Origin of the sequence: Bradyrhizobium ganzhouense (genome assembly GCF_049949285.1) — a bacterium.
In the GTDB taxonomy this organism is placed as follows: Bacteria; Pseudomonadota; Alphaproteobacteria; order Rhizobiales; family Xanthobacteraceae; genus Bradyrhizobium; species Bradyrhizobium ganzhouense.
The window spans coordinates 7,008,950-7,030,393 of the sequence record NZ_CP181318.1 but is presented as its reverse complement, the minus strand read 5'-3'; the positions used below and the strand labels follow the sequence as shown (position 1 = coordinate 7,030,393).

Below are 21,444 nucleotides of genomic sequence, written 5' to 3'. Positions count from 1 at the left end.
CGTCATTGCGAGCGAAGCGAAGCAATCCAGAATCTCTCCGCGATTGACAGTCTGGATTGCTTCGTCGCTTCGCTCCTCGCAATGACGAAAGTGAAAGGCCAACCCCATGTCCATCCGCATCGTCGACGTCCGCGAGATCACAAAACCGATCTCGTCCCCGATCCGCAACGCCTATATCGACTTCACCAAGATGACGACCAGCCTGGTTGCCGTCGTCACTGATGTCGTGCGTGACGGCAAGCGCGTCGTCGGCTACGGCTTCAACTCCAACGGCCGCTACGGCCAGGGCGGCCTGATCCGCGAGCGCTTTGCCGCGCGCATCACCGAGGCCGACCCGAAGTCGCTGTTGAACGCCGCCGGCGATAATCTCGACCCCGACAAGGTCTGGGCCGCGATGATGACCAACGAGAAGCCGGGCGGCCATGGCGAGCGCTCGGTCGCGGTCGGCACCATCGACATGGCGGCGTGGGATGCGGTGGCGAAGATCGCAGGCAAGCCGCTGTTTCGGTTGCTGGCTGAGCGGCACGGCCTCACAGCCAATCCGCGCGTCTTCGTCTACGCCGCCGGCGGCTACTACTATCCCGGCAAGGATCTCTCGGCGCTGCGCGGCGAGATGCGCGGCTATCTCGATCGCGGCTACAACGTCGTGAAGATGAAGATCGGCGGCGCGCCAATTGAAGAAGACCGCACCCGCATCGAGGCGGTGCTGAAGGAGATCGGCAAGGACGCGCAGCTCGCCGTCGACGCCAACGGCCGCTTCAACCTGGAGACCGGCATCGCCTACGCCAAGATGCTGCGCGATTATCCGCTGTTCTGGTACGAGGAGGTCGGCGATCCCCTCGACTACGCGCTGCAGGCCGCGCTTGCAGAGTTCTATCCGGGCCCGATGGCCACGGGCGAAAATCTCTTCAGCCACCAGGACGCCCGCAATTTGATCCGCTACGGCGGCATGCGCCCCGACCGCGACTGGCTGCAATTCGACTGCGCGCTGTCCTACGGCCTCTGCGAATACCAGCGCACGCTGGACGTGCTGAAAACCCACGGCTGGTCCCCCAGCCGCTGCATCCCGCACGGCGGCCACCAGATGTCGCTCAACATCGCAGCTGGCCTTGGCCTCGGCGGCAACGAAAGCTACCCCGACCTGTTCCAGCCCTATGGCGGTTTCCCCGACGGCGTTCGCGTCGTGAACGGCCACATCACCATGCCCGATCTCCCCGGCATCGGCTTCGAAGGCAAGTCCGATCTCTACAAGGAGATGAAGGCGCTGGCGGAGTAAGCTGGGCGCTGGTGCAACCCACTCCGTCATTGCGGGCGCCTTGTCCGCCATAGCTCGAAGAGCGACGGCGGAAGCGAAGCAATCCAGAATCTTTCCGCAGCCGCAGTCTGGATTGCTTCGTCGCAAGTGCTCCTCGCAATGACGATGGAGAGAGTTGCGCAAGGCGGCGCCACACACTCCGTCATTGCGAGCGAGGCGAAGCAATCCAGAATCTTTCCGCGGCGGCAGCCTGGATTGCTTCGTCGCAAGTGCTCCTCGCAATGACGATGGAGAGAGTTGCGCAAGGCGGCGCCACACACTCCGTCATTGCGAGCGAGGCGAAGCAATCCAGAATCTTTCCGCGGCGGCAGCCTGGATTGCTTCGTCGCAAGTGCTCCTCGCAATGACGATGGAGAGAGTTGCGCAAGGCGGCGCCACACACTCCGTCATTGCGAGCGAAGCGAAGCAATCCAGAATCTTTCCGCGGCGGCAGCCTGGATTGCTTCGTCGCTTCGCTCCTCGCAATGACGATGTAGCGAAAGTCTCGCAATCATCTTTGGGTTGTGATATCGTGATGGCTCTCTTGAGCGAGAGAAATCATGAAGCAACCATGCGTCTACATGTTCGCCAATCGTCGCAACGGGACGATTTACGTTGGCGTCACGTCCAATCCACCGCGCCGCGCGTTCGAGCATCGCGAAGGCCTCGTGAAGGGCTTCTCCTCGCAGTATGGCTGCAAGCTCCTCGTCTGGTACGAGCTGCACGCGACCATGATCGACGCGATTACGCGCGAGAAGCAGATCAAGGGTGGCAGCCGGGCAAAGAAACTTGCACTCATAGAGAGCGTCAATCCGGACTGGGCGGATTTGTACGATACATTGATCTGATCATCAGGAGAGCGCCAGCAAGCGCAGGCGCTTCCCACACCCTCCGTCATTGCGAGCGCCCTGTCCGCCATAGCTCGAAGAGCTACGGCGGAAGCGAAGCAATCCAGAATCTTTCCGCGGCGGCAGTCTGGATTGCTTCGTCGCTACGCTCCTCGCAATGACGGCGGAGAGAGCTGGGTCGTCAGCGGGCGCCTTCGTCTGCGATGCACAATGGTGCTGAATTGCGCGAGATGTCGCCCCACCCCGTCATTGCGAGCGCAGCGAAGCAATCCAGAGTCTCTCTGCGGAGGCGGTCTGGATTGCTTCGTCGCAAGGGCTCCTCGCAATGACGGCGGGGAGAGCCCTGTCACCCCACCACCGCCACCTGCGCCACCACCATCGGCTGCCGCACCCCATACATCAACGACCGCCACAGCCATTCCAGCGGGCCGTAGCGGTAGTGGCGCAGCCACCATGTGCTGAAGCGCAACTGGCCTGCGTAGACGATGATGCCGATGGCAAGCGCCGGGGTGATGCCGAGCCGGCCGAACAGGCCGAGGCCGTAGCCGTAGAAGATCCAGCCGAAGATGACGGATTGTGCGACGTAGTTGGTGAAGGCCATCCGGCCGAGCGGCGCGGCCCAGCCGAGCAGCTTCTTGCCGCGCTCGAAATGGGCGATGCCGAGGATGGCGGCACCATAGCCCAGCGCGAGCAGGATGGTGCCGAGCGGCTCCATGCCGCGATAAAGCAACCCCGCGCCGAGGCCGATCGCGGGGAGCGCGATGGCGAGCAGGCTGCGAGCATTATGCACAATGCCGCTGCGCCAGGCGAGCGCGCCGACGAGAAACAGCCCGATCGTGCGCAGGAAGACGAAGGCGTGCAGGGAGGCGATGAGCGGAATTTCGCGCAGACGAAACGCCAGCACGTCGCGGAAGCCACCCGTCGCATAGATGCGATTGGCATCCATGACGTCCTGCCAGATCGCGGCCCGGCTCGGAAACAATCCCGCCGGCGGAAAGGCTTGCATGGCCAGATACAGCGCGAGAGACACCAGCGCGGCAAGCGTCAGCAGCCAGCGCGGGCCAAACAGGAACGGCAGCACGATGAACCCGGCAAGCGCATATTCGGTGAGGATGTCGCCATTCCAGATCAGGCAGAGATGAACGAGGCCGAACACCAGCAGCACGGCGAGCCGGCGGACGAGCAGCGCGGTGCGGCGCTCGCTGGTTGCGAGCCGGTCGAATTGAATGGCAAGGCCTGCGCCGAACAGCAGCGAAAACAGCGCAAATGCCTTGAGCTCGACGGCCTGGGTCAGGATCGTCTCGATGGCGCGATCGATTGGCGAAGCCAGCATCCTGGGGCCAAGAAACTGGTCGAAGATCGAAATGCGAAATTCCATCACGACGTTGATGGCCATGACGCCGAACAGCGCGATGCCCCGCAGCACGTCGATGGCGTCGATCCGCTCCGCGGAGGACGTCGGCCTGGGGACTGCGGCGCTATCGGACGTCATGGAAGGAATTCCAGATGTGGCTCGGCGACGTGCGATGGGGATAAGGCGCCACCACATTCTCTGTCATTGCGAGCGAAGCGAAGCAATCCAGAGTCTTTCCGCGGAGACGGTCTGGATTGCTTCCGCCTTCGCCTTCGGCGGACAAGTCGCTGTGCTCGCAATGACGAGGTGGCGTGGGGCAGGGGAGCTACGACAGCCGCATATCCAGCAGCCTTCGTCCTTCGCCCTTGAGCAGCTTCTTCACCGCGCTTGACGCCACAACCTCGCCGTCATTGGCGTAGGCTTCGTGGTTCTTCTCGATGTCGTCGAGGCGGTAGAGGTAGTTCACCATCACGCCGGCGGATTCGCGCACGCCCTTGGGCGAGAGGTCGCCGAGCCAGTTGATGCGCTCGAGCCTGGCGCCGTTGCCGAGGTGGAAGCGGGCGACGGAATCGATCAGCTTGCCCTTCGGCGTGCGCGCCTTCAGGAAATAATGCGCGGCGAACGGCTCGATCACGCCGCGCAGCTGCGCGGTCGTCTCGGGGTTCTCGAACCATTTGGGATCGTCGAGGCGCTTCAGGATCTCGCGATCCTCGTCCGACAGCGGCAGGTCCTTGTCCTGCTTCACCCATTGCATGAAGCCGGGCACCGGCGACAGCGTCACGAAGGTGTCGAGCTTCGGCGTTTCGCGGCGCAGCTCCTCGACCACCTGCTTGATCAGGAAGCTGCCGAACGAGATGCCGCCAAGGCCGCGCTGGGTGTTGGAGATCGAGTAGAACACGGCGGTGCGCGCCCTCTCGATGGATAAGTGTTGGCGGTCGACCGCCAGCAGCGGCGCGATTGCGCCGGGAATGGTCTCGGTCAGCGCCACCTCGACGAAGATCAGGGGCTCGTCGACCATCGCGGGATGGAAGAAGGCGTAGCAGCGGCGGTCGACCGGATCGATGCGGCGGCGCAGATCGTCCCAGTCGCTGATCTCGTGCACGGCCTCATAGCGGATGATCTTTTCGAGGATGTTGGCCGGGGTCGACCAGTCAATCCGGCGCAGCACGAGAAACCCCCTGTTGAACCATGACGAGAGAAGATGCGAGACGTCGCGGTCGAGCGCCGCGAGATCCGTGTGTCCGTTCATCATGCCGAGCAGGTCGGCACGCATGGCGACGAGATCTCCGGTGCCGCCCGGCGCGCGGTTGAGACGGCGGATCAGCTCCTGCCGCCGCGGTTCCGAGGCGAAATGCAGCGAGCTCGCGTCCTCGTCGCTCGGCTTGGCGCGCCACTTCTCGATTGCCTTGCTCAGGCGTTCCCGGTCCGGGCCGAAATCGCGCACCAGCCCTTCGAAGAAGGCGCGGCGTCCTGCCGCATCCAGCTCCTGGTAGATGTCGAGCACTTCGCGCGCCATGGCTGTGCCAGAGGCCTCGCCCCGGCCCGACAGCAGGGCGCCGCAAAGCGCGATCAGCCCGTCGGCGTCCTGTTTGGTATCGGCCGAATCACGGCGCAACAGCGTGCGGCCGCGCTCGGAAATTGTGGCGAGCAGGTCGGAGAAGAAGGCGTTAGCCATCTGGGCCTTTCGAAACCGGGTTTGTGCGGTGCGGGAGCTTACACGGGATTTAGGCGGAAGCCGATCACAATCAAGCGCAAGAATGCGACATGCGCGTCATGCTTTTTTGGAAAACTCCGTCGGCGTCCGCCCCGAGGGACCCTGGATTGCTTCCGCCTTCGCCAAGGCTTCGGCGGACAAGTCGCTGCGCTCGCAATGATGGGGAGAGCGCCACGTACACCGCCCATGATGCCATTATGCCGGTGTTTTGCCCGACGGAGCAAGTGATTTCGGCAAGGCCGAAATTTCTCAAGCTTATTCAGTCCCATCTCTACTGTGCATGGGGTTGTTTTCGCGTTTGCCGGAGCTTGCTTTAGGACTTCACCTCCGCGACCGGCAGCGCTTTCGGCGCCTTCTTCGACGATCGCCAGTTCTCGAACCGCTGCACCACCACGAAGAAGGCCGGCACGAACAGCACCGCGAGGCAGGTCGAGGCCAGCATGCCGGAGAACACGGTGATGCCGATCGACTTGCGTGCGCCGGCGCCGGCGCCGGTCGCGATCACCAGCGGCACCACGCCGAGAATGAAGGCGAACGACGTCATCAGGATCGGGCGGAAGCGGGCGCGCGCCGCCTCGATCGCACTTTCCAGCACCGGCTTGCCATCGCGGCCGTGCAGCTCGAGCCCGACCTCGACGATCAGGATGGCGTTCTTGGCTGATAGCGCGATCAGCAGGATCAGGCCGATCTGGCAGTACAGATTGTTCTCGATCTTCAAGCCAGAGAGGACCAGCATCGGTCCGATCAGCGACAGCGGCACCGCGAGGATCACCGAGATCGGAGCATACCAGCTCTCATACTGGCCGGCGAGCACGAGATAGACCAGCAGCATGGCAAGCCCGAACACCCAATAGATCTGGTTCGAGACCGCCTTCTCCTGATACGACATCGCAGTCCATTCGAAGCCGGTGCCCGGCGGCAGCGTCTTGTCGCCGATCTCTTCCATCAGCGTCAGCGACTGGCCTGAGGAATAGCCCTGCGCCGGCAGGCCGACGATGGTCGAGGACGGATAGAGATTGTAGAGGCTGATCAGCGACGGGCCGGTGACCGGCGTGATCGTGGCGACGGTGCCGATCGGGATCATGTCGCCGTTCTGGTTGCGCACCTGCATGTTGGCGATGTCGCGCTCGGTGATACGGAACGCCGGATCGGCCTGCGTGTAGACCTGGAACACGCGGCCGAATTTGTTGAACTGGTTGACGTAGGACGAGCCGAGATAAGTCGACAGCGCCGAGAACACCGCGTCCGTGGTCACATGCAGCGTCTGCGTCTTGACGCGGTCGATCTCGACATTGAACTGCGGCACCGCCGAGCGGAACGAGGACGAGACGCGCTGGAGCGCGCTCTGGCTCTGGGCGTTGGAGACCATCGCGCCGGTGATGGCCTGCAGCTTGGCAAAGTCGCTATTGCCGTCGCGCAGCTCGACCTGCATCGAGAAGCCGGCCGCGTTGCCGATGCCCTGGATCGGCGGCGGCGGCAGCACCAGCGTGCGCGCCTCCATGATGGTCGCGACCTTGTCGTTCAGCCCGTACACCAGCGAGCGCAGATCTTCGCCGGGGCCCTTGCGCGCGTCCCAGTCTTTCAGGATGATGTAGGCGACGCCGGCATTGGCAAGGCTCGCACTGTTGTCCAGCGCGGAGATGCCGGCAATGGTGATGACCTGTTGGACGCCGGGCGTGTCCTTGATGATGTCAGCGGCCCTGTCGAGCACGTTCTGGGTTCGCTCCAGCGAGGCGCCGTCAGGCAGCTGCACGGCGGCGATCAGATAGCCCTGGTCCTCGATCGGCAGGAAGCCGGTCGGCACCCGCGACAGGCCGTAGCCGCCGATCCCGATCAGGATCAGCGCGAAAGCGACCGACGCCGTGGCGTGCCCGCACAGGAAGGTAATCAGCCGCGTGTAGCCGCGCTCGACCTTGTCATAGACGGCGTTGAAGCCGCGATAGAAGAAGTTGCGTTTCTCCGGCGGCACCGCCGGCCGTAGCCAGAGCGCGCACTGTGTCGGCTTCAAGGTCGCCGCGTTGATGGCGGACAAGAGCGCGGTCGCCGCGATCACCAGCGCGAATTGCGAGTAGATCCGCCCGGTGAGGCCGGCGAGGAACGATGCCGGCAGGAACACCGAGATCAACACCAGCGTGATGCCGACGATCGGCGCGAACAGCTGGTCCATCGCCTTGATCGCGGCATCGTGGCCGTTCATGCCCTGCTCGATATTGTGGGCCGCGCCTTCCACCACGACGATGGCGTCGTCGACGACGATGCCGATCGCCAGCACGATCGCAAACAGCGTCGACATGTTGATGGTGAAGCCGAGCGCTGCCATCGCGGCGAAGGCGCCGATGATGGTGACAGGCACCGTGGTCGCCGGCACCAGCATCGCGCGCCAGTCCTGCAGGAACACCAGGATCACGACCAGCACCAGCAGGCCGGCCTCGATCAGCGTCATGTAGACCTCGTGCACCGACGCGTTGACGAATTTCGTGGTGTCGAAAGGCGTGTCGTATTTCATGCCTTCCGGGAAGCGTTTGGCGAGCTCCGTCATCTTCTTATCGACGGCTTGCTCGACCTCGAGCGCGTTGGCGCCGGGCGACTGGAATACGCCGATGCCGACCGCCGGCTGCTTGTTCAGGGAGAAGATCTGGCTGTAGGTCTGCGCACCCAATTCGACCCAGCCGACGTCGCGCACGCGGGTGACGTCGCCGCTGGTGCCGGTCTTGACGATGATGTTCGCGAACTGCGTGGTGTCGTCGAGCCGTCCGTTGACATTGAGCGTGTACTGGAACGCCTGTCCCGGCGGCGTCGGCGGCGCGCCGACCTGGCCGGCCGAGACCTGCTGGCTCTGCTGCTGGATCGCCTGGATGACGTCCTGCGGCACCAATCCGCGCGCCTGCAACTTGTTCGGGTCGAGCCAGATTCGCATCGAATACTGGCCGGCGCCGAACACCGTGACGTTGCCGACGCCCGGCAGGCGTGAGAGCTCGTCGCGGAGATTGATCGTGGCGTAGTTGCTCAAATACAGACTGTCGAACCGGGAGTCCGGCGAGGTCAGCGTCACGAACAAAAGGATCGATGTCGATCTCTTCTGAACTGTGACGCCCTGGTTCTGCACGGAGGCCGGCAGTTGCGACAGCGCGCTGGAGACGCGGTTCTGCACCAGCACCTGGGCGAAGTTGAGGTCGGTGCCGATCTTGAAGGTCACTGTCAGCGTATAGGTGCCGTCGGAACCGCTGTAGGACTGCATGTAGAGCATGTCCTCGACGCCGTTGACTTGTTGTTCTATCGGCAAGGCGACTGTGTCGATCACGGTCTTGGCGCTGGCGCCGGGATAGCGTGTGGTGACCTGCACCGTCGGCGGCACCACGTCGGGATATTGCGCGATGGCGAGGTTGAACAGCGCGACGCCACCGATCAGGATCATCAGGAGCGCGATGACGTTCGAGAGGACCGGCCGCTCGATGAAGAATTTGGAGATCATGACCGGCGCCTCACTTGTTCGAGGCCTGTGACTGTTCGATCTTGGTCTGCTGCGGGTCGATCTTCTGGCCCGGGATCACGCGCAGAAGCCCCGAAATGACCACGCGGTCGTCAGGCTTCAGGCCGCTCTCGATTACGCGCAGGCCGTTGTCGGCGGCGCCGATCTGCACCTTGCGCTGCTCGACCACATTGTCCTTGTTGACCACCAGCAGATAGCGACCGCCCTGGTCGCTGCCGAGCGCGGTGTCGGGGACGAGGAGGGCGTTCTTGTCCTGGTCGAAGGGCACGCGGACGCGGACGAAATAGCCGGGCAGCAGCACCCGCTTGTCGTTGGGCACGAGGCCGCGCACGGCCAGCGTGCCGGTCGATGAATTGAGCGTTGGCGCGACGTAATCGAGATGGCCTTCATGCGGATAGCCGGTCTCGGTCTGAAGGCCGACTTCGATCGGGAATTGCTTGAGGTCGGCCGCGGTCAGCCCGCGCCGTTGCGCTTCAGCGCGGATGCGCAGCACGTCCTGCTCGTTGACGGTGAAGTTCACCCAGATCGGGTCCATCGCGACGATGGTCGCGAGCTGGGTTGGCGAAGCGACGCCGACGAGCTCGCCGATCGAGACCATATGCGCGCTTACGATGCCGTCGAACGGCGCGCTCACCTTGGTATAACTGTAATTGAGCTCGGCGATCCTGGTGTTGGCCTGGGCCTGCTGGAGATTAGCCTGGGCGTTGTCTCGGGTCGATGTCGAAGTGTCCAGCGTCGCCTGCGAAACTGCCTGGCGTTGAACAAGATCGACCTGCCGCTTGAAATCGGTTTCAGCCTGTTTGAGCGAAGCCTCCGCGCCGGCCTCGGCCGCCTGCGCCTGGTCGAGCTTGAGCTTGTAGGTCTCCGGCTCGATCGTGAATAGCTGGGTGCCCTGCTTGACGAAGGTGCCGTCGGTGTAATCGATCGATTGCAGAAAACCCTGCACGCGCGCGACGAGATCGACGCTCTTGATCGGCGCGGCGTTGCCGGTGGCCTCGACATAGCGCGTGACCGGGCGCTGGATCGGCGTCGCGACGTCCACCTTCGGCGGCGGTGGTGCGACGAAAGTGTTCTTGTCCTCGCAGCCGGCGAGCGCGACCAGCGCCGCTGCTGCAGCCAGCGCCCGACCGATAAGCCTCCACTGTCCGTTGCGTCGAGCGGGACGAGCAAGATTCGCGCAGGTCACTGCATGGCCTCCGATTGCTATCTGTCGGTGCGGCAGGCTAGCAACAAATGCCCGGTGGTGGAACAGCATAGCCACGGCAGGCACACCCCTTGCACCGCAAACAGCGGCGTAGCCTGTGACAGTTTTCGCTTTTCACCGCGCGCATGATCGACCAGAATTGTGTCAAAGGCAGCGCGGCGGGCGCGAGGCTCGCGGAAACTAGCAGACAAGAAGAAACGTGAGGAGACAATGACATGCCAAGGCCATTCTGGTCGGTCTGCGCCGGCCTCGCTCTTGCGGCCGTGGTCGCCATGCCCGCGCTAGCCGATGGCCTGAAAGACGAAATCGCACCGACCGGCAAGCTGCGGGTCGCGATCGCGATCAGCCCGGCGGGCGGGGCGTTCTGGTCGACCAAGACAGAAGCCGGTTATGCCGGCGTACCCGTCGATCTCGGCAAGGACATGGCCGCGCAAATCGGCATCCCCGTCGAATATGTCGTGTACCAGAATTCCGGACAGATCACCGACGCGGCCGGAAAGGGCAGCTGGGACGTCACCTGGTTGCCGAAAGATCCCGAGCGCGAGACCAAGATGATGTTCGGCCCGATCTACGAGGTCGCGGACGCCACCTACATCGTCAAGGCCGGTTCGACCGTCACCAATTTCGCCACGCTCGACCAGCCTGGTATCAAGGTCGCGGCCGTCAACGCCACGACCACGATGCGCGGCGCCGTTGCGCATCTGAAGCACGCGAAGGTCATGGGCTATCAGACCTATGATGAGATCTTCGGTCTCCTGAAATCCGGCGAGGTCGACGCCTTCGCGCTGTCGCGCGATCAGCTCAACAAGATGGCGCAGAAGATCCCTGGCACGAAAGTCCTCGATGAGACTTTCAAGAAGACCGTCACCGCAGTCGCGGTCCCACTCGCCCATCAGCAGTCGCTTGCCTTCGTCACAAAATTCATGAACGAGGCCGTAACGAACGGTACCCTGCGCAAGGCCTATGATAACAACGGTCTGAAGGACACGCCGATCCGTACCGAGTAGATAGTCCTTGGGCCGAGAGCACATGCTTGGACGTTGGATTGCAGCCGCGATGCTGTCGAGCAGCTCTGGCTCTATGCCGACAACGACCGCCTCTACAAGGAAGAACTGATCCGCGAATACCAGCAGGCGTTCGCCGCCGCCGGCGGCAACGCGCGCTTCGAGCTGCTGCACGGCGTTCCCGGCGACGGCCATTTGCTGCGGCTTTATCCCGAGCGCTGGCGTGCGGCCGCCGACCAGTATCTCTCGTCACTCGATCGATGAGTCCTTACGGCTTGGCAGTGCGGATGCCGGCAGGACTCACCTGCATCTTGAGCGTCGATGTCCCGGTCAGCGCCTCCGCCACCTGTGATTTTTTTGTCCCGACAATTGCGCAGAGTGTCTCTTGCGTCAAACTGACACAGCTCTGTCAAATGTGATCGCTAGGGTCGCGCCGTCATTCCTTCGGGGCACACAAAAATGAAATCCAGATTTTTGACGACGGCTGCGATTTTCGCGGCCGCGACGACCTTTGCGTGCAGCATTCCGGTGCTCGCAGAAGATTTCGATCGGGACCACGATCGCGATCGCCATCCGCATGAGATTCATACGGAAACGCCGATCAAGCATCTCGTGGTCATTTTCAACGAGAACCGCTCGTTCGACCATTATTTCGCGACCTATCCGAATGCCGGCAATCCGTCGGGCTCGATTCCCTTCGTGCCGAAGCCGCATACGCCGAAGGTCAACAACCTCGCCAATGCCAATTTGCTGGTGAACAACCCGAACAACAATCCGGCTAACGGCACCGGGGCGACGGATCCGTTCCGTCTTGACCGCACCCAGGCCAACACGCGTTCGCAGAACCACGCCTACACGCCCGAGCAGCAGGCCGTCGACAACGGCAAGGACGACCTGTTCCCGAAATTCACCGGCCGCGGCACCGCCGGTGGCGCCGGTGCGTTCGGCACCAACGGCCAGGTGTTGGGCTATTTCGACGGCAACACCGCCACGGCGTTCTGGAACTACGCCCAGCATTTCGCCATGAGCGACAACGCCTGGACCGACACGTTCGGTCCGTCGACGCCGGGTGCGCTCGAGGTGGTCTCCGGTCAAACCAACGGCGCCGTGAACATTGTCGGCACGTCGACGCAGACCGTTCCCGACGGCCAGGGCGGCCTGACGCTGATCGGCGACACCGATCCCGGCAATGACGCCTGCTCGAGCACCTCGAGCACAGTCCTCATGAACAGCAAGAACATCGGCGATCTGCTCAATGACGCGCACATCAGCTGGGGCAGCTTCATGGGCGGCTTCGATCTGACGCTCAAGAACACCAACGGCACGACCGGCTGCGCGCGCAGCACCCTGTCGACGGTCGTGGGTGCCGCCACTGCGGACTACATCCCGCACCACGCCTGGTTCCAGTACTACAAGTCGACCGCCAACCCGACCCATGCGCGGCCGAGCTCGGTGCATGCGATTGGCCACACCTATGCTGCGGACCACAAGACCCTCGATCCGGCCAACCACGCCTATGATCTCGAGGATTTCTACGCTGCGGTGAAGGCCGGTCATCTGCCGGCCGTGTCGTACATCAAGATGCCGGCTTATCAGGACGGTCATGCGGGATATTCCGACCCGCTCGACGAGCAGACCGGCAATGTCGAGCTGATCAACTTCCTCCAGAAGCAGCCGGAATGGCGCGAGACCGCCGTCATCATCACCTATGACGACTCTGACGGTTGGTACGACCACCAATACCTCGCGCCGAAGAGCGCCTCGTATGATCCGACTGCCGATCAGGTCAACGGCCCGGGCCTGTGCGGCCTCGGCGCGACCAAGCAGCCGGCACCGAACGGCCTCAATGGCAAGCCGGTGAACGGCCGCTGCGGCCCGGGCACGCGCGTTCCCTTCATCGTGATCTCGCCCTATGCCAAGACCAACCATGTGAGCAGCACCTACATCTCGCAGGCTTCCGTGGTGCAGTTCATCGAGGACAACTGGTTGCGCGGCAAGCGTCTGGGTGGCGGCTCGTTCGACGCCACCACCGGATCGATCATGGACCTGTTCGACTTCGATCAGGACCATAGCCATGACTTCCGCACCGACGCGCTGTTCCTCGATCCGACCTCCGGCACGGTGATCGTCAGCCCGCCGGACGAGCACCATCACCACTAGTCCGACAGGACGACATATGCACAGCCGCACTCTGTGGCTCCTCGGCGCCGGCCTGCTCTCGCTGGCCGGCGCTGTCCTTGCGGTCGAGACGCAGGGACTGGCCGAAGCGACCCCGTCTGGCCTCAATCCGAATCCGGTCCATCTCTATCGTCCGCCGGTCGCGCCGCTCTCGGCGATGGCGCAGCTCGGCAAAGCGATCTTCTTCGATGCGTCGCTGTCCTCGTCCGGCGCGCTGTCCTGCGCGTCCTGTCACAGCCCGGATCACGCCTATGGCCCGCCGAACGACGGGCCGGTCATGCTCGGCGGCGCCGATCTGTCGCGCCAGGGCGCGCGCGCCGTTCCGTCGCTGACCTATCTGGAGCGCCACCCGAATTTCAGCATCGGCCCTGAAAAGGCCGACGACGACAACGTCATGGACCTCGCGCAGATGGCCGCGCTCGGCCAGCAGGCTGCACGCACGACCAAGACCGCAGGCGGCTCCGGCGCGTCGGCGAACATCGTGCCGCAGGGCGGCCTGTTCTGGGATGGCCGCGCCGACACTTTGCAGGACCAGGCGCTGTTCCCGCTGCTCGACCCCAACGAGATGGATGGCGGCGGCGCCGAGATCGTCGTGGACAAGCTGCGCCGCGCGCCTTACGCCAACCTCTTCGTCGAGCTGTTCGGTGCCGGCGTGCTCAAAAATCAGAGGCTCCTGATCGCGGAGGCGATGTTCGCCGTGGCGCGCTACCAGGTCGAAGAGCCGAGCTTTCATCCCTACAGCAGCAAGTACGATTACTGGCTCGAGGGCAAGGCGCGGCTTTCCGAGAGCGAATTGCGCGGCCTGCAATTGTTCAACGACCCCGACAAGGCCAATTGCGCCGGCTGCCATACCTCGGCGCCGACACGCGACGGCCTGCCGCCGCTGTTCACTGACCACCAGTACGAGGCGCTTGGCGCGCCGCGCAACATCACGCTCGCGAACAATCGCGATCCGAACTATTTCGATCTCGGCGTCTGCGGCCCGCAACGCACCGACGTTGCCGAGCAGACGCAATTCTGCGGCATGTTCCTGACGCCGACGCTGCGCAACAGTGCGACGCGTCACGCCTTCTTCCACAACGGCGTCTTCTCCACCCTCGAGCAGGTGATGGATTTCTACAGCTTCCGTGACACCAATCCGGAGAAAGTGTTTCGGCGCGCGGCCGACGGCACGGTGCAGAAATACGACGACATTCCCGAAAAATATCGTGCCAATGTCGACGTGACGGATCCGCCTTTCGATCGTCATCTCGGCGACAAGCCGGCAATGACCGATCAGGACATGGCTGACATCATCGCCTTCCTGAAGACGCTGACGGACGGTTACAAGGTCGAGAACTAGGCACGTCCGGCACGGCGTGACCCCTAGCGCGGCTTGATCTCCGAATATTTCACCATCGCCTTCTCGAACTTCCGCTTGAACAGCCACATCGCGCCGAGAATCTCGTGGAAGCTTGCAGAGCTTCGCGCCCGGTCGGTCTTGCCGAAGGCGAAGATGCTGTTGTTGCGCAGGTGCTTCATGATGGTGGGATCGGACACCCTGTAGTTCAGCAGGTCGCCCGACCTCAGTGCCGAGCGCGTCGGTGTCGGGATGATCTGGATCAGCTCGAACAGCTTCATCTGGTCGATCGGATCGGGCAGCGTCTTCACGATCGCGGGGATCTCGGCAAACAGCTCCGCATGCGCGTTCATCAGGCCGTCGCGCACGTTGGTCCAGTGATTGAAGCGGCGATCGGTGCCGCGGGATCGTGCTTCCTCCTTGTCGTCGCGCGCGTTCAGCGCGGGATCGGTGGTCGCGATCGCGCCCTTGATCGCCTCCCATTTGCGCTGGCCGTTGCGGTCCTCGGACGGGCCGGTCTGCAGGCTACCCATATAGGTGTTCGAACGCGCATTGCGGACGTTCTGCTTGCCGTTGGTCTCGGCAAAGAACAGCCCGAGGCTGATGCGGCCCGCCGCGTCGGCATGTACGGGCGCAAGCCCCTTGGCGCGCGCAATCGCTGCGGCGAGATCGACGACATCGTTGAACGGCGTCGCCGAATTCTGTGCGCTTGCCGGCGGCGCCTCCATGATCTCGAAAAGATCAGCATATTCGTCGACCAGCGGCTCGATTGCGGCATCGAAATAGGCCGGGGGAATTTCGAACTTGTTCGGTTTGCCGATCCGCGACGGTACGGCGTCGGTGAGATCCTTGTACGTGCTGATCACCGCGACTCGGGCGAGATACAGGGACTGGCCCGGCAGGTTGGGCAGCGGCTGCTTCGCCTCGATCTGGCGGCGGCGCTCGCCGAGGATCGATTTGAAATCGCCGAGCGCGCGATCGTAGGCGGCCTGCGCGTCCGATTGCGTTGCCGTGAGCGTTTGCGCTTCGCCCGTGACAGGCGCTGCGAGGAAGAGGGTGAGCGCCGCCATGGCCGCGGCTGCATGGTGTTGTGGTCGCATCGCGGGCTCCCGGGCCAGTCGATTCGTTCGCTCCTGGGAGCGTAAGCATCAAGATGCAGCTTGGCGAGGCACAACTCCTGATTGGTCCGCGGCGTGCCAGAACTCCGTAGAAGAACGGATCAAGCTGTCGAAGCTGACATGAAGCTGACAAAACGCGCCCCGATTCGCAGGACGACTTTACGATTAAGTAGTGCGGCATCTGCACAATGCACTGTCTCATCAGGAGCAATGCGCTACCGCGCGTTGGTCCTGGCGTCGGTTTGGTCTTCGAGCAATTCCTCTCAGTCATTTATCAAACGAACAGTCGAGCGGGGGCTTGGCAATGGCAATTCCCGGAACGATCCACCATGTAGGTCGGCTCGTCTCGCGATTGAGGCGCGACTCCAGGGGCAACGTTGCCGCAATTTTTGCGATTGCGCTGATACCGCTGATCGCCTCGATCGGATGCGCCATCGACTACAGCGTGGCGACGCGCATCAAGGCCAAGCTGCAGGGTTCGGCGGATTCGGCGAGCGTGGCCTCGATCTCGGTGAACTCGGCCGGTTACAACGCGGCGATGGCGATGACGTCGAATGGATCCGTTGGCGCCGGCGTCACGGAAGCGAACAACATCTTCAACGGAAACGCTGCGACGTTCTCCAGCAACTACACCAATCTCGGTGTGACAAGTACCGTCACCAAGACCGGCAACAAGCTCGTGTCGAACGTGCAGTTCAGCGCGGATGTGCCTGTCACCTTCATGCAGATTCTCGGCTACAAGAAGTTGACCGTGACCGGCAGCTCGTCCTCGTCCACGACGCTGCCGCTGTATCTCGATTTCTACCTGACGCTGGATGTCTCGGGCTCGATGGGCCTGCCCTCGACCACCGCCGAAGCCCAGCGCATGCAGTCGATCAATCCCGACAACTACCGGCAATATCCGACGGGCTGCACGCTTGCCTGCCATTTCTCGCCGCAGAACAGCGCCTGCACGGATTCGGGAACGCAAGGCTATCCCACCAACAATTACTGCCTCGGGTATGCGATCTCGCGCGTCAGCCAGAGCGGGTACAAGGGACTTCTCACCAAGAAGACCACCAACCCCATGGGCGTTCAGCTGCCGTCCTCGATCGTCTCCGGCCTGCCGAATTCGCTTTACTCCAACCTTTCGACGGTGTCGAACTGTCCGACTGACGGGACCGATTCCTGCATTCAGTTGCGACTGGATGCCGTTGGCTATGCGGTGAACCAGTTGTTCGTCACCGCGAACAGCACCACGAAGGTGGCGAACCAGTTCCGCATCGGGCTCTATCCCTTCATCCAGTATCCCTATGCTTATTTTCCGTTGACCAGCAGCATCAACGGTTCAACCACCAATCCCTCCACCATCAACTACGCCGCCGCCAATCTGGCGACACTGCTCGACACGAATATGAATGCGAATCTCGGTTCGGGCGGTACGCATATCGACAACGCGCTGTCGGGCGTGAATACGCTGATTACCAGCGTGGGGGACGGCAGCGCGTGGAACAATACGTTGCCCTATCTCTTCCTCGTCACCGATGGTGCACAGGATCCGCAGATGAAGGGCGTTCCCAACGGCGGCTGGTCCGGCAGCAACCACGCCACGACAATCGATCCGGCAATGTCGTGCACGCCGCTGAAGAACCGAGGCATCATCATCTCGGTGCTGTACATTCCGTACCAGACGATCAACCCGGTCAACACGTCCTTCGCCGGCGATGAGGACGATTACGCCAACTGGAACATCCCGAACATTCCGGCGAGCCTGCAGAACTGCGCCTCGCCGGGCTTCTTCTACACCGCGAACACGCCGGCCGACATCACGGCGGCGTTGAACGCGATGTTCAATCATGCGGTAGCCGAGGCCCGTATCACCAATTAACCCGCCGCCCGGTACTCCGGCGCCGACGTCAGGAATTTTGCATAGGCGTCGGCGTCGGGCGGCAGGAAGTGTCCGGCGAGCCCGCCGCGCTTCCGGGTCTTGGCGCCGATATCGGCCATGAGCTCGTCGAAATGGCGATAGTGGTAAGGCGCGACGCATAAGCCGCCATAGACACCGGCGGCCGGCCGTTCCACGCGCTTGAAGTGCAGCATCATCTCGATATTGTCACGCATCTGCTGCGGCGTCGGCTGGTTGGCGAGTTGCCCGTCGGCGTAGCGCACCAGCCAGTTTGCGGCGAGATCGGCGCAGAGCACGGTGCAGAACGACGAGTTGAAGCCGACGAAGCCGAGGTCGGGCAGATCAGGGTTCGCGATCAGGCGGTAGAGCCGGTACTGCCCGTCCGCATCGACCAGCTTGGCCTGATAGGCGGCCGGCAGGAACGGCACGCCGAGCTTGTAGCCGATCGCGAGCACGGCGATGTCGGCGCTGATGCGCTCGCCACCGCTCATCACGATGGTGCCGCCTTCGTAGTGATCGAAGCTGCCGAACACGGCCTTGATCCGGCCGTCTGCAACCATCGGGTAGAAGCCGGGCGTTGCGATCGGGACCGCGCAGTTGATGCCGTCCTCAATTCTCCCCTGCGGCACCATCTTGCACCGGTTGAGCTTGAGCTGCGCCTTCAACAGGCTCTCCAGCCCGCGCCAGTTTGCCCAGATCAGGGGCGCGACGACGCGGTAGGCGAGTTGCGACATCGCGCCGATGCCCCAGCCCGGAAACATCTCCTCCTGCGCGCGGATGTAGAGGATACGCTTGAAGTTCACGAGCCCGCCGATGAAATAGGGGATGCGCCAGACCGGCTCGCGCATCACGATGGTCACCTCGCGCGCGCCTGATTTCACCGCGTTCACGGCGATGTCGGTCGCGGACTTCGAACCGCCGAGCACGACGACGCGGCGTCCTTTTGCCAGCGCGGGATCGCCGTATTTCGACGAGTGCAGGATCTGGCCGCCCTGCGCGAGAAAGCCGTCCTCGCCCGGGCAATGCAGCTCGCGCGGCTCGTTGAACTGCCCGGTGCACACCGCGACGAAATCGAAATCCTCGTTCGTGGTCGTACCGTCCTTGCCTGATAGCGCGAGCGTCCAGCCCGGTCTGCCGTCGGCGCGCCGCGCCATGCCGGCGACCTCGGTGTTGAGGCGCAGCATGCGGTCGAGACCGAAGCTTTTCGCGTAGTCGGCGAGATAAGCGTGGACCTGCGGCCCGGTCGGCCATTCCGGATAGGAGTCCGGCATGGCGCGATCCGTGTAGCGGTAGAGATCCTTGGGGCTTTGCGTCTGCACCTCCGGATACGAGCGCGCCGGCTCCCAGACGCCGCCGAGATCGGCGCTGCGCTCGACGATGGTGACGCGGTGGCCGCGGGCGGAGAACGCTTTTGCGGTGGCGAGGCCGGAGACGCCGGCGCCGATCACGCAGACATGCTTTGGGCTGACCATGGGATGGCTCGCAATCAAGATGTTTCGCGCGCAAGCGCCATCGTTCGGCCGCAAGGCGACCGGCGGACACGCAAGCAGATGAAAGTGGACGAGGAGGGCGGCTTGCCTGGTTGCCTAGTCGTTGGCCTCGGGCGGCAGGAAGTCGACCTCATGCAGCGCCGAGATGCGCACAACTTCGGCAGGGTCGGTCAGATTGTGGAGCTGGTTGAACAGTGCTTCGAGCTTCTGCATCGGCGAGACCCAGAACAGCGCGCGGCACGGCTTGTCGGACTTGTTGAAATAGCCGTGCGGAATGCCGCGCGGCATGCGCACGAGATCACCGGCATGGGCCTTGACCCATTTGCCGTCGAGCTTGAGGTCGAGGGTCCCTTCCTGCACCAGGATGAACTCGTCCTGGGTCGGATGGATGTGCACCGGCACGAACTGGCCGGGATCACTGTTGGTCTCGAACGCGAAAGTGGACTCGGTGACGGCCTTGGGGAAATAGACCTGACCCAGGATATTCCAGGTCTTGCCGCCATAGCCCGTACCGTTTGCGGTAATGCCCTTTTCGAGTGCAGTCATGTTCGCCTCCATATGAACTCCGGCGGGTACCGAGCTTCGGCCTCGTGCGAGCCGGTGTCTATCCGCTAAACGAATCCAGAGGCGGCTGTTGCCATGCAACACGACGATTTTGCGACGCGGCCCTTTTCGCGTCCGTGGAACTATTATAGGCTTAAAATAATTCCGTGACGCGAAGCGTGGTCGACGATGTCCGCAGCCGTGCAGGAAATGAGCACACGGTGCTCCCAGGCCGACAGGCTTGCGGAGTTCGCTCGCGTCACCACCGATGATGTCGACGAAGCGGCCGAGCAGATCGGACGCATTTTTTGTCCGCACGATCTCAAGCCGGCGCAGGCCCGTGCTTCCGGATTCTCGGCCCGGCACAATTGCGCAGCGTATGACGGCTTTTCCATCAACTACGTCGCCTATGGTGGGACTGTCAGCATCGATCCGGGCTGCCTCGACCGCTTCTTTCTTGTACAGATCCCGCTCACGGGCACCGCGCACATTTGTGCGGGTGCCGGCGGGTTCGATGCCGCGCCGGACCGGACGGCGTCGCTGCTGTCGCCGACAGTCCCGACCCGGATGATGTGGCGCGACTGTGCGCAGGCGATTTTGCTGCTCGACCGTCGCATGGTTGAGCAGCGTGCCGCGGCGCTGTCGGGCAGGACGGCCGGCGCGGTCGAGTTCGATCCCGTGATCGACCTGAGCGCGCCGTCCGGCCGTCATCTACAAGCCAACCTTGGCGAGCTGATGAGGCTGGCCGAGCGGCTCGGGCCGTCCGGCCGGCTTTCACCGGCCGCGATAGCCGACTGGCGCGAGGCGCTGCTCGATGATCTCCTCAATGGCCAGCGGCACGGCCTGTCGGATGCGATCAGGACGTTCTCAGGGCAAGCCGAATGTCTGCCGCGCGCACTCCGCGCCGCGCGGGACTATCTCGCGGAAAATGCCGGTGAGCCGCTCGATCTGGCGCAGCTCGCGGGTGCGTCCGGCATCGGCATCCGCGCGCTCCAGCTCGGCTTCCGCCGTCACTTCGGCGTGTCGATCTCGGAGATGCTGCTCGATATGCGCCTTGCTCGTCTTCATGCCAGGCTCGCGCAGTCCTCGCCAGACGTCTCCATTACCGACATTGCTTTCGATCTCGGCTTCACCCATCTCAGCCGCATGGCCGGAGCGTATCGCGAAAAATTCGGCGAGACGCCGTCGGCAACGCTGCGGCGGCGGATGAGCTAGCTGGCGACAGGCGCCGGAAAAGGTCATTTTCGCGATCGCGTCGAGCCGTCGTCGGTCTCCTGCTTGCGCAAGAAGCGCTCGACCTCGGCCTGCACCGAATAGGGCGTCGGGATCGGATCGCCGGCGGCATCGACCGCGGTGTCGAGCGAGCGGCGCAGCATGCGTGCGAGCTCGGCCTTGCGGTAGGGTTTTGTCAGACGTGGCGCACTCATGGTGGCCTGTCCCAGCCCATGCGGGGCGTCGTGGGCATAGCCCGACGTGAACAGCACCCGTAAGGAGGGCCGCGCAGCCACCATCTCGTCGGCGAGCTCCCGTCCATTCAAGGCGCCGGCCATCACGATGTCGGTGAAGAGCAGATCGAAGGGCGTGCCCTGGGCCGCGATGGCGAGCGCGTCGCTCGCGTTGGCGGCGGGGATGACCTTGTAGCCGAGGCTTTCGAGCTGGACGGTGACGTAGCGACGGACATCGCGGTCGTCCTCGACGCAAAGGATGGTTTCCGTCCCGCCCACGATCTTGCGCTCGTCATAGCCGGTCGGGCGAAGCACGCTGGTCTCGGCCTTCGGCAGGTAGATCGTGAATGTCGTGCCGCTTCCTTCTTCCGATCTGACCTTGATGCCGCCGCCCGACTGCTTGACGAAGCCGAACACCATGCTGAGACCGAGCCGCGCGATCAGCACCGCGACGGCGCCGCTTGCGAGCAGGGCAATGATCTCCGCAACGCCGAACCCGGGTCCGGTCACGGCATACGAGACGAGGAGAGCTGCGGCG

At 63.3% G+C, this 21,444-nt stretch carries 15 protein-coding genes and 1 pseudogene; 8 read left to right on the top strand and 8 right to left on the bottom strand.

The genetic code is table 11. The features are described from left to right. The first annotated feature begins 106 nt into the window (after positions 1-106). On the top strand, positions 107-1,276 hold the full coding sequence (gene tarD, locus ACLFLU_RS32615) for a D(-)-tartrate dehydratase (RefSeq protein ID WP_426408816.1): 1,170 nt from the start codon (positions 107-109) through the stop codon (positions 1,274-1,276). Positions 1,277-1,854: 578 nt separating this feature from the next. After that, the gene (locus tag ACLFLU_RS32610) at positions 1,855-2,142 is read left to right on the top strand and encodes a GIY-YIG nuclease family protein (protein ID WP_426408815.1); all 288 of its coding nucleotides are present in this window, start codon (positions 1,855-1,857) and stop codon (positions 2,140-2,142) included. A 346-nt stretch (positions 2,143-2,488) separates the two neighbouring features. Here ACLFLU_RS32610 and ACLFLU_RS32605 read toward each other — a convergent pair whose 3' ends face one another. From ACLFLU_RS32605 to ACLFLU_RS32590, 4 genes are all read right to left on the bottom strand, one after another. Beyond that, positions 2,489-3,634, bottom strand: coding sequence for a DUF418 domain-containing protein (locus ACLFLU_RS32605; RefSeq protein ID WP_426408814.1), 1,146 nt, complete (start codon positions 3,632-3,634; stop codon positions 2,489-2,491). A gap of 187 nt (positions 3,635-3,821) precedes the next feature. Beyond that, positions 3,822-5,171 (bottom strand): malonyl-CoA decarboxylase, encoded by a 1,350-nt coding sequence (locus ACLFLU_RS32600; RefSeq protein WP_426408813.1) that lies wholly within the window; start codon positions 5,169-5,171, stop codon positions 3,822-3,824. A 352-nt stretch (positions 5,172-5,523) separates the two neighbouring features. Beyond that, positions 5,524-8,682 carry an efflux RND transporter permease subunit gene (locus ACLFLU_RS32595; protein ID WP_426408812.1) on the bottom strand — a complete coding sequence of 1,053 codons (3,159 nt, stop codon included), beginning with the start codon at positions 8,680-8,682 and terminating at the stop codon, positions 5,524-5,526. Between the two features lie 10 nt (positions 8,683-8,692). Beyond that, the gene (locus ACLFLU_RS32590) at positions 8,693-9,886 is read right to left on the bottom strand and encodes an efflux RND transporter periplasmic adaptor subunit (protein WP_426408811.1); all 1,194 of its coding nucleotides are present in this window, start codon (positions 9,884-9,886) and stop codon (positions 8,693-8,695) included. A gap of 233 nt (positions 9,887-10,119) precedes the next feature. On the opposite strand from ACLFLU_RS32590, the gene ACLFLU_RS32585 reads away from it, so the two are divergent. The 4 genes from ACLFLU_RS32585 to ACLFLU_RS32570 all read left to right on the top strand — a co-directional run bounded on the left by ACLFLU_RS32585 (position 10,120) and on the right by ACLFLU_RS32570 (position 14,428). Continuing rightward, positions 10,120-10,911 carry an ABC transporter substrate-binding protein gene (locus ACLFLU_RS32585; protein WP_426408810.1) on the top strand — a complete coding sequence of 264 codons (792 nt, stop codon included), beginning with the start codon at positions 10,120-10,122 and terminating at the stop codon, positions 10,909-10,911. 33 nt (positions 10,912-10,944) lie between these two features. Then, complete coding sequence (locus ACLFLU_RS32580; protein WP_426408809.1) at positions 10,945-11,172, top strand: hypothetical protein; 228 nt, start codon at positions 10,945-10,947, stop codon at positions 11,170-11,172. 195 nt (positions 11,173-11,367) lie between these two features. Next, positions 11,368-13,068, top strand: coding sequence for a phospholipase C (locus ACLFLU_RS32575; protein ID WP_426408808.1), 1,701 nt, complete (start codon positions 11,368-11,370; stop codon positions 13,066-13,068). A gap of 16 nt (positions 13,069-13,084) precedes the next feature. Further along, positions 13,085-14,428 carry a cytochrome-c peroxidase gene (locus ACLFLU_RS32570; RefSeq protein WP_426408807.1) on the top strand — a complete coding sequence of 448 codons (1,344 nt, stop codon included), beginning with the start codon at positions 13,085-13,087 and terminating at the stop codon, positions 14,426-14,428. Positions 14,429-14,451: 23 nt separating this feature from the next. Here ACLFLU_RS32570 and ACLFLU_RS32565 read toward each other — a convergent pair whose 3' ends face one another. Continuing rightward, positions 14,452-15,525 (bottom strand): hypothetical protein, encoded by a 1,074-nt coding sequence (locus ACLFLU_RS32565; protein ID WP_426408806.1) that lies wholly within the window; start codon positions 15,523-15,525, stop codon positions 14,452-14,454. A 322-nt stretch (positions 15,526-15,847) separates the two neighbouring features. Here ACLFLU_RS32565 and ACLFLU_RS32560 point away from each other — a divergent pair, with 322 nt between their 5' ends. Further along, on the top strand, positions 15,848-17,410 hold the full coding sequence (locus tag ACLFLU_RS32560; protein WP_426408805.1) for a TadE/TadG family type IV pilus assembly protein: 1,563 nt from the start codon (positions 15,848-15,850) through the stop codon (positions 17,408-17,410). Here the strand turns inward: ACLFLU_RS32560 and ACLFLU_RS32555 are convergent. Further along, the gene (locus tag ACLFLU_RS32555; RefSeq protein WP_426408804.1) at positions 17,407-18,900 is read right to left on the bottom strand and encodes a flavin-containing monooxygenase; all 1,494 of its coding nucleotides are present in this window, start codon (positions 18,898-18,900) and stop codon (positions 17,407-17,409) included. The two genes, ACLFLU_RS32560 and ACLFLU_RS32555, sit on opposite strands and share 4 nt — an antisense overlap. Positions 18,901-19,014: 114 nt before the next feature. Further along, the gene (locus ACLFLU_RS32550) at positions 19,015-19,464 is read right to left on the bottom strand and encodes a cupin domain-containing protein (RefSeq protein WP_027529369.1); all 450 of its coding nucleotides are present in this window, start codon (positions 19,462-19,464) and stop codon (positions 19,015-19,017) included. A gap of 186 nt (positions 19,465-19,650) precedes the next feature. Here ACLFLU_RS32550 and ACLFLU_RS32545 point away from each other — a divergent pair, with 186 nt between their 5' ends. Next, positions 19,651-20,676: an AraC family transcriptional regulator gene (locus ACLFLU_RS32545; protein WP_426408803.1), complete on the top strand. Its 1,026-nt coding sequence runs from the start codon at positions 19,651-19,653 to the stop codon at positions 20,674-20,676. Positions 20,677-20,699: 23 nt separating this feature from the next. Here the strand turns inward: ACLFLU_RS32545 and ACLFLU_RS32540 are convergent. Beyond that, positions 20,700-21,338 (bottom strand): annotated as a pseudogene (locus tag ACLFLU_RS32540) (response regulator); the annotation flags it as partial. Between the last annotated feature and the right edge of the window lie 106 nt (positions 21,339-21,444).

Coding starts and splice junctions, on each gene's coding strand:
- tarD (WP_426408816.1), top strand. CDS start 107: ATGTCCATCCGCATCGTCGACGTCCGCGAGATCACAAAACCGATCTCG.
- ACLFLU_RS32610 (WP_426408815.1), top strand. CDS start 1,855: ATGAAGCAACCATGCGTCTACATGTTCGCCAATCGTCGCAACGGGACG.
- ACLFLU_RS32605 (WP_426408814.1), bottom strand. CDS start 3,634: ATGACGTCCGATAGCGCCGCAGTCCCCAGGCCGACGTCCTCCGCGGAG.
- ACLFLU_RS32600 (WP_426408813.1), bottom strand. CDS start 5,171: ATGGCTAACGCCTTCTTCTCCGACCTGCTCGCCACAATTTCCGAGCGC.
- ACLFLU_RS32595 (WP_426408812.1), bottom strand. CDS start 8,682: ATGATCTCCAAATTCTTCATCGAGCGGCCGGTCCTCTCGAACGTCATC.
- ACLFLU_RS32585 (WP_426408810.1), top strand. CDS start 10,120: ATGCCAAGGCCATTCTGGTCGGTCTGCGCCGGCCTCGCTCTTGCGGCC.
- ACLFLU_RS32575 (WP_426408808.1), top strand. CDS start 11,368: ATGAAATCCAGATTTTTGACGACGGCTGCGATTTTCGCGGCCGCGACG.
- ACLFLU_RS32570 (WP_426408807.1), top strand. CDS start 13,085: ATGCACAGCCGCACTCTGTGGCTCCTCGGCGCCGGCCTGCTCTCGCTG.
- ACLFLU_RS32565 (WP_426408806.1), bottom strand. CDS start 15,525: ATGCGACCACAACACCATGCAGCCGCGGCCATGGCGGCGCTCACCCTC.
- ACLFLU_RS32560 (WP_426408805.1), top strand. CDS start 15,848: ATGGCAATTCCCGGAACGATCCACCATGTAGGTCGGCTCGTCTCGCGA.
- ACLFLU_RS32555 (WP_426408804.1), bottom strand. CDS start 18,900: ATGGTCAGCCCAAAGCATGTCTGCGTGATCGGCGCCGGCGTCTCCGGC.
- ACLFLU_RS32550 (WP_027529369.1), bottom strand. CDS start 19,464: ATGACTGCACTCGAAAAGGGCATTACCGCAAACGGTACGGGCTATGGC.
- ACLFLU_RS32545 (WP_426408803.1), top strand. CDS start 19,651: ATGTCCGCAGCCGTGCAGGAAATGAGCACACGGTGCTCCCAGGCCGAC.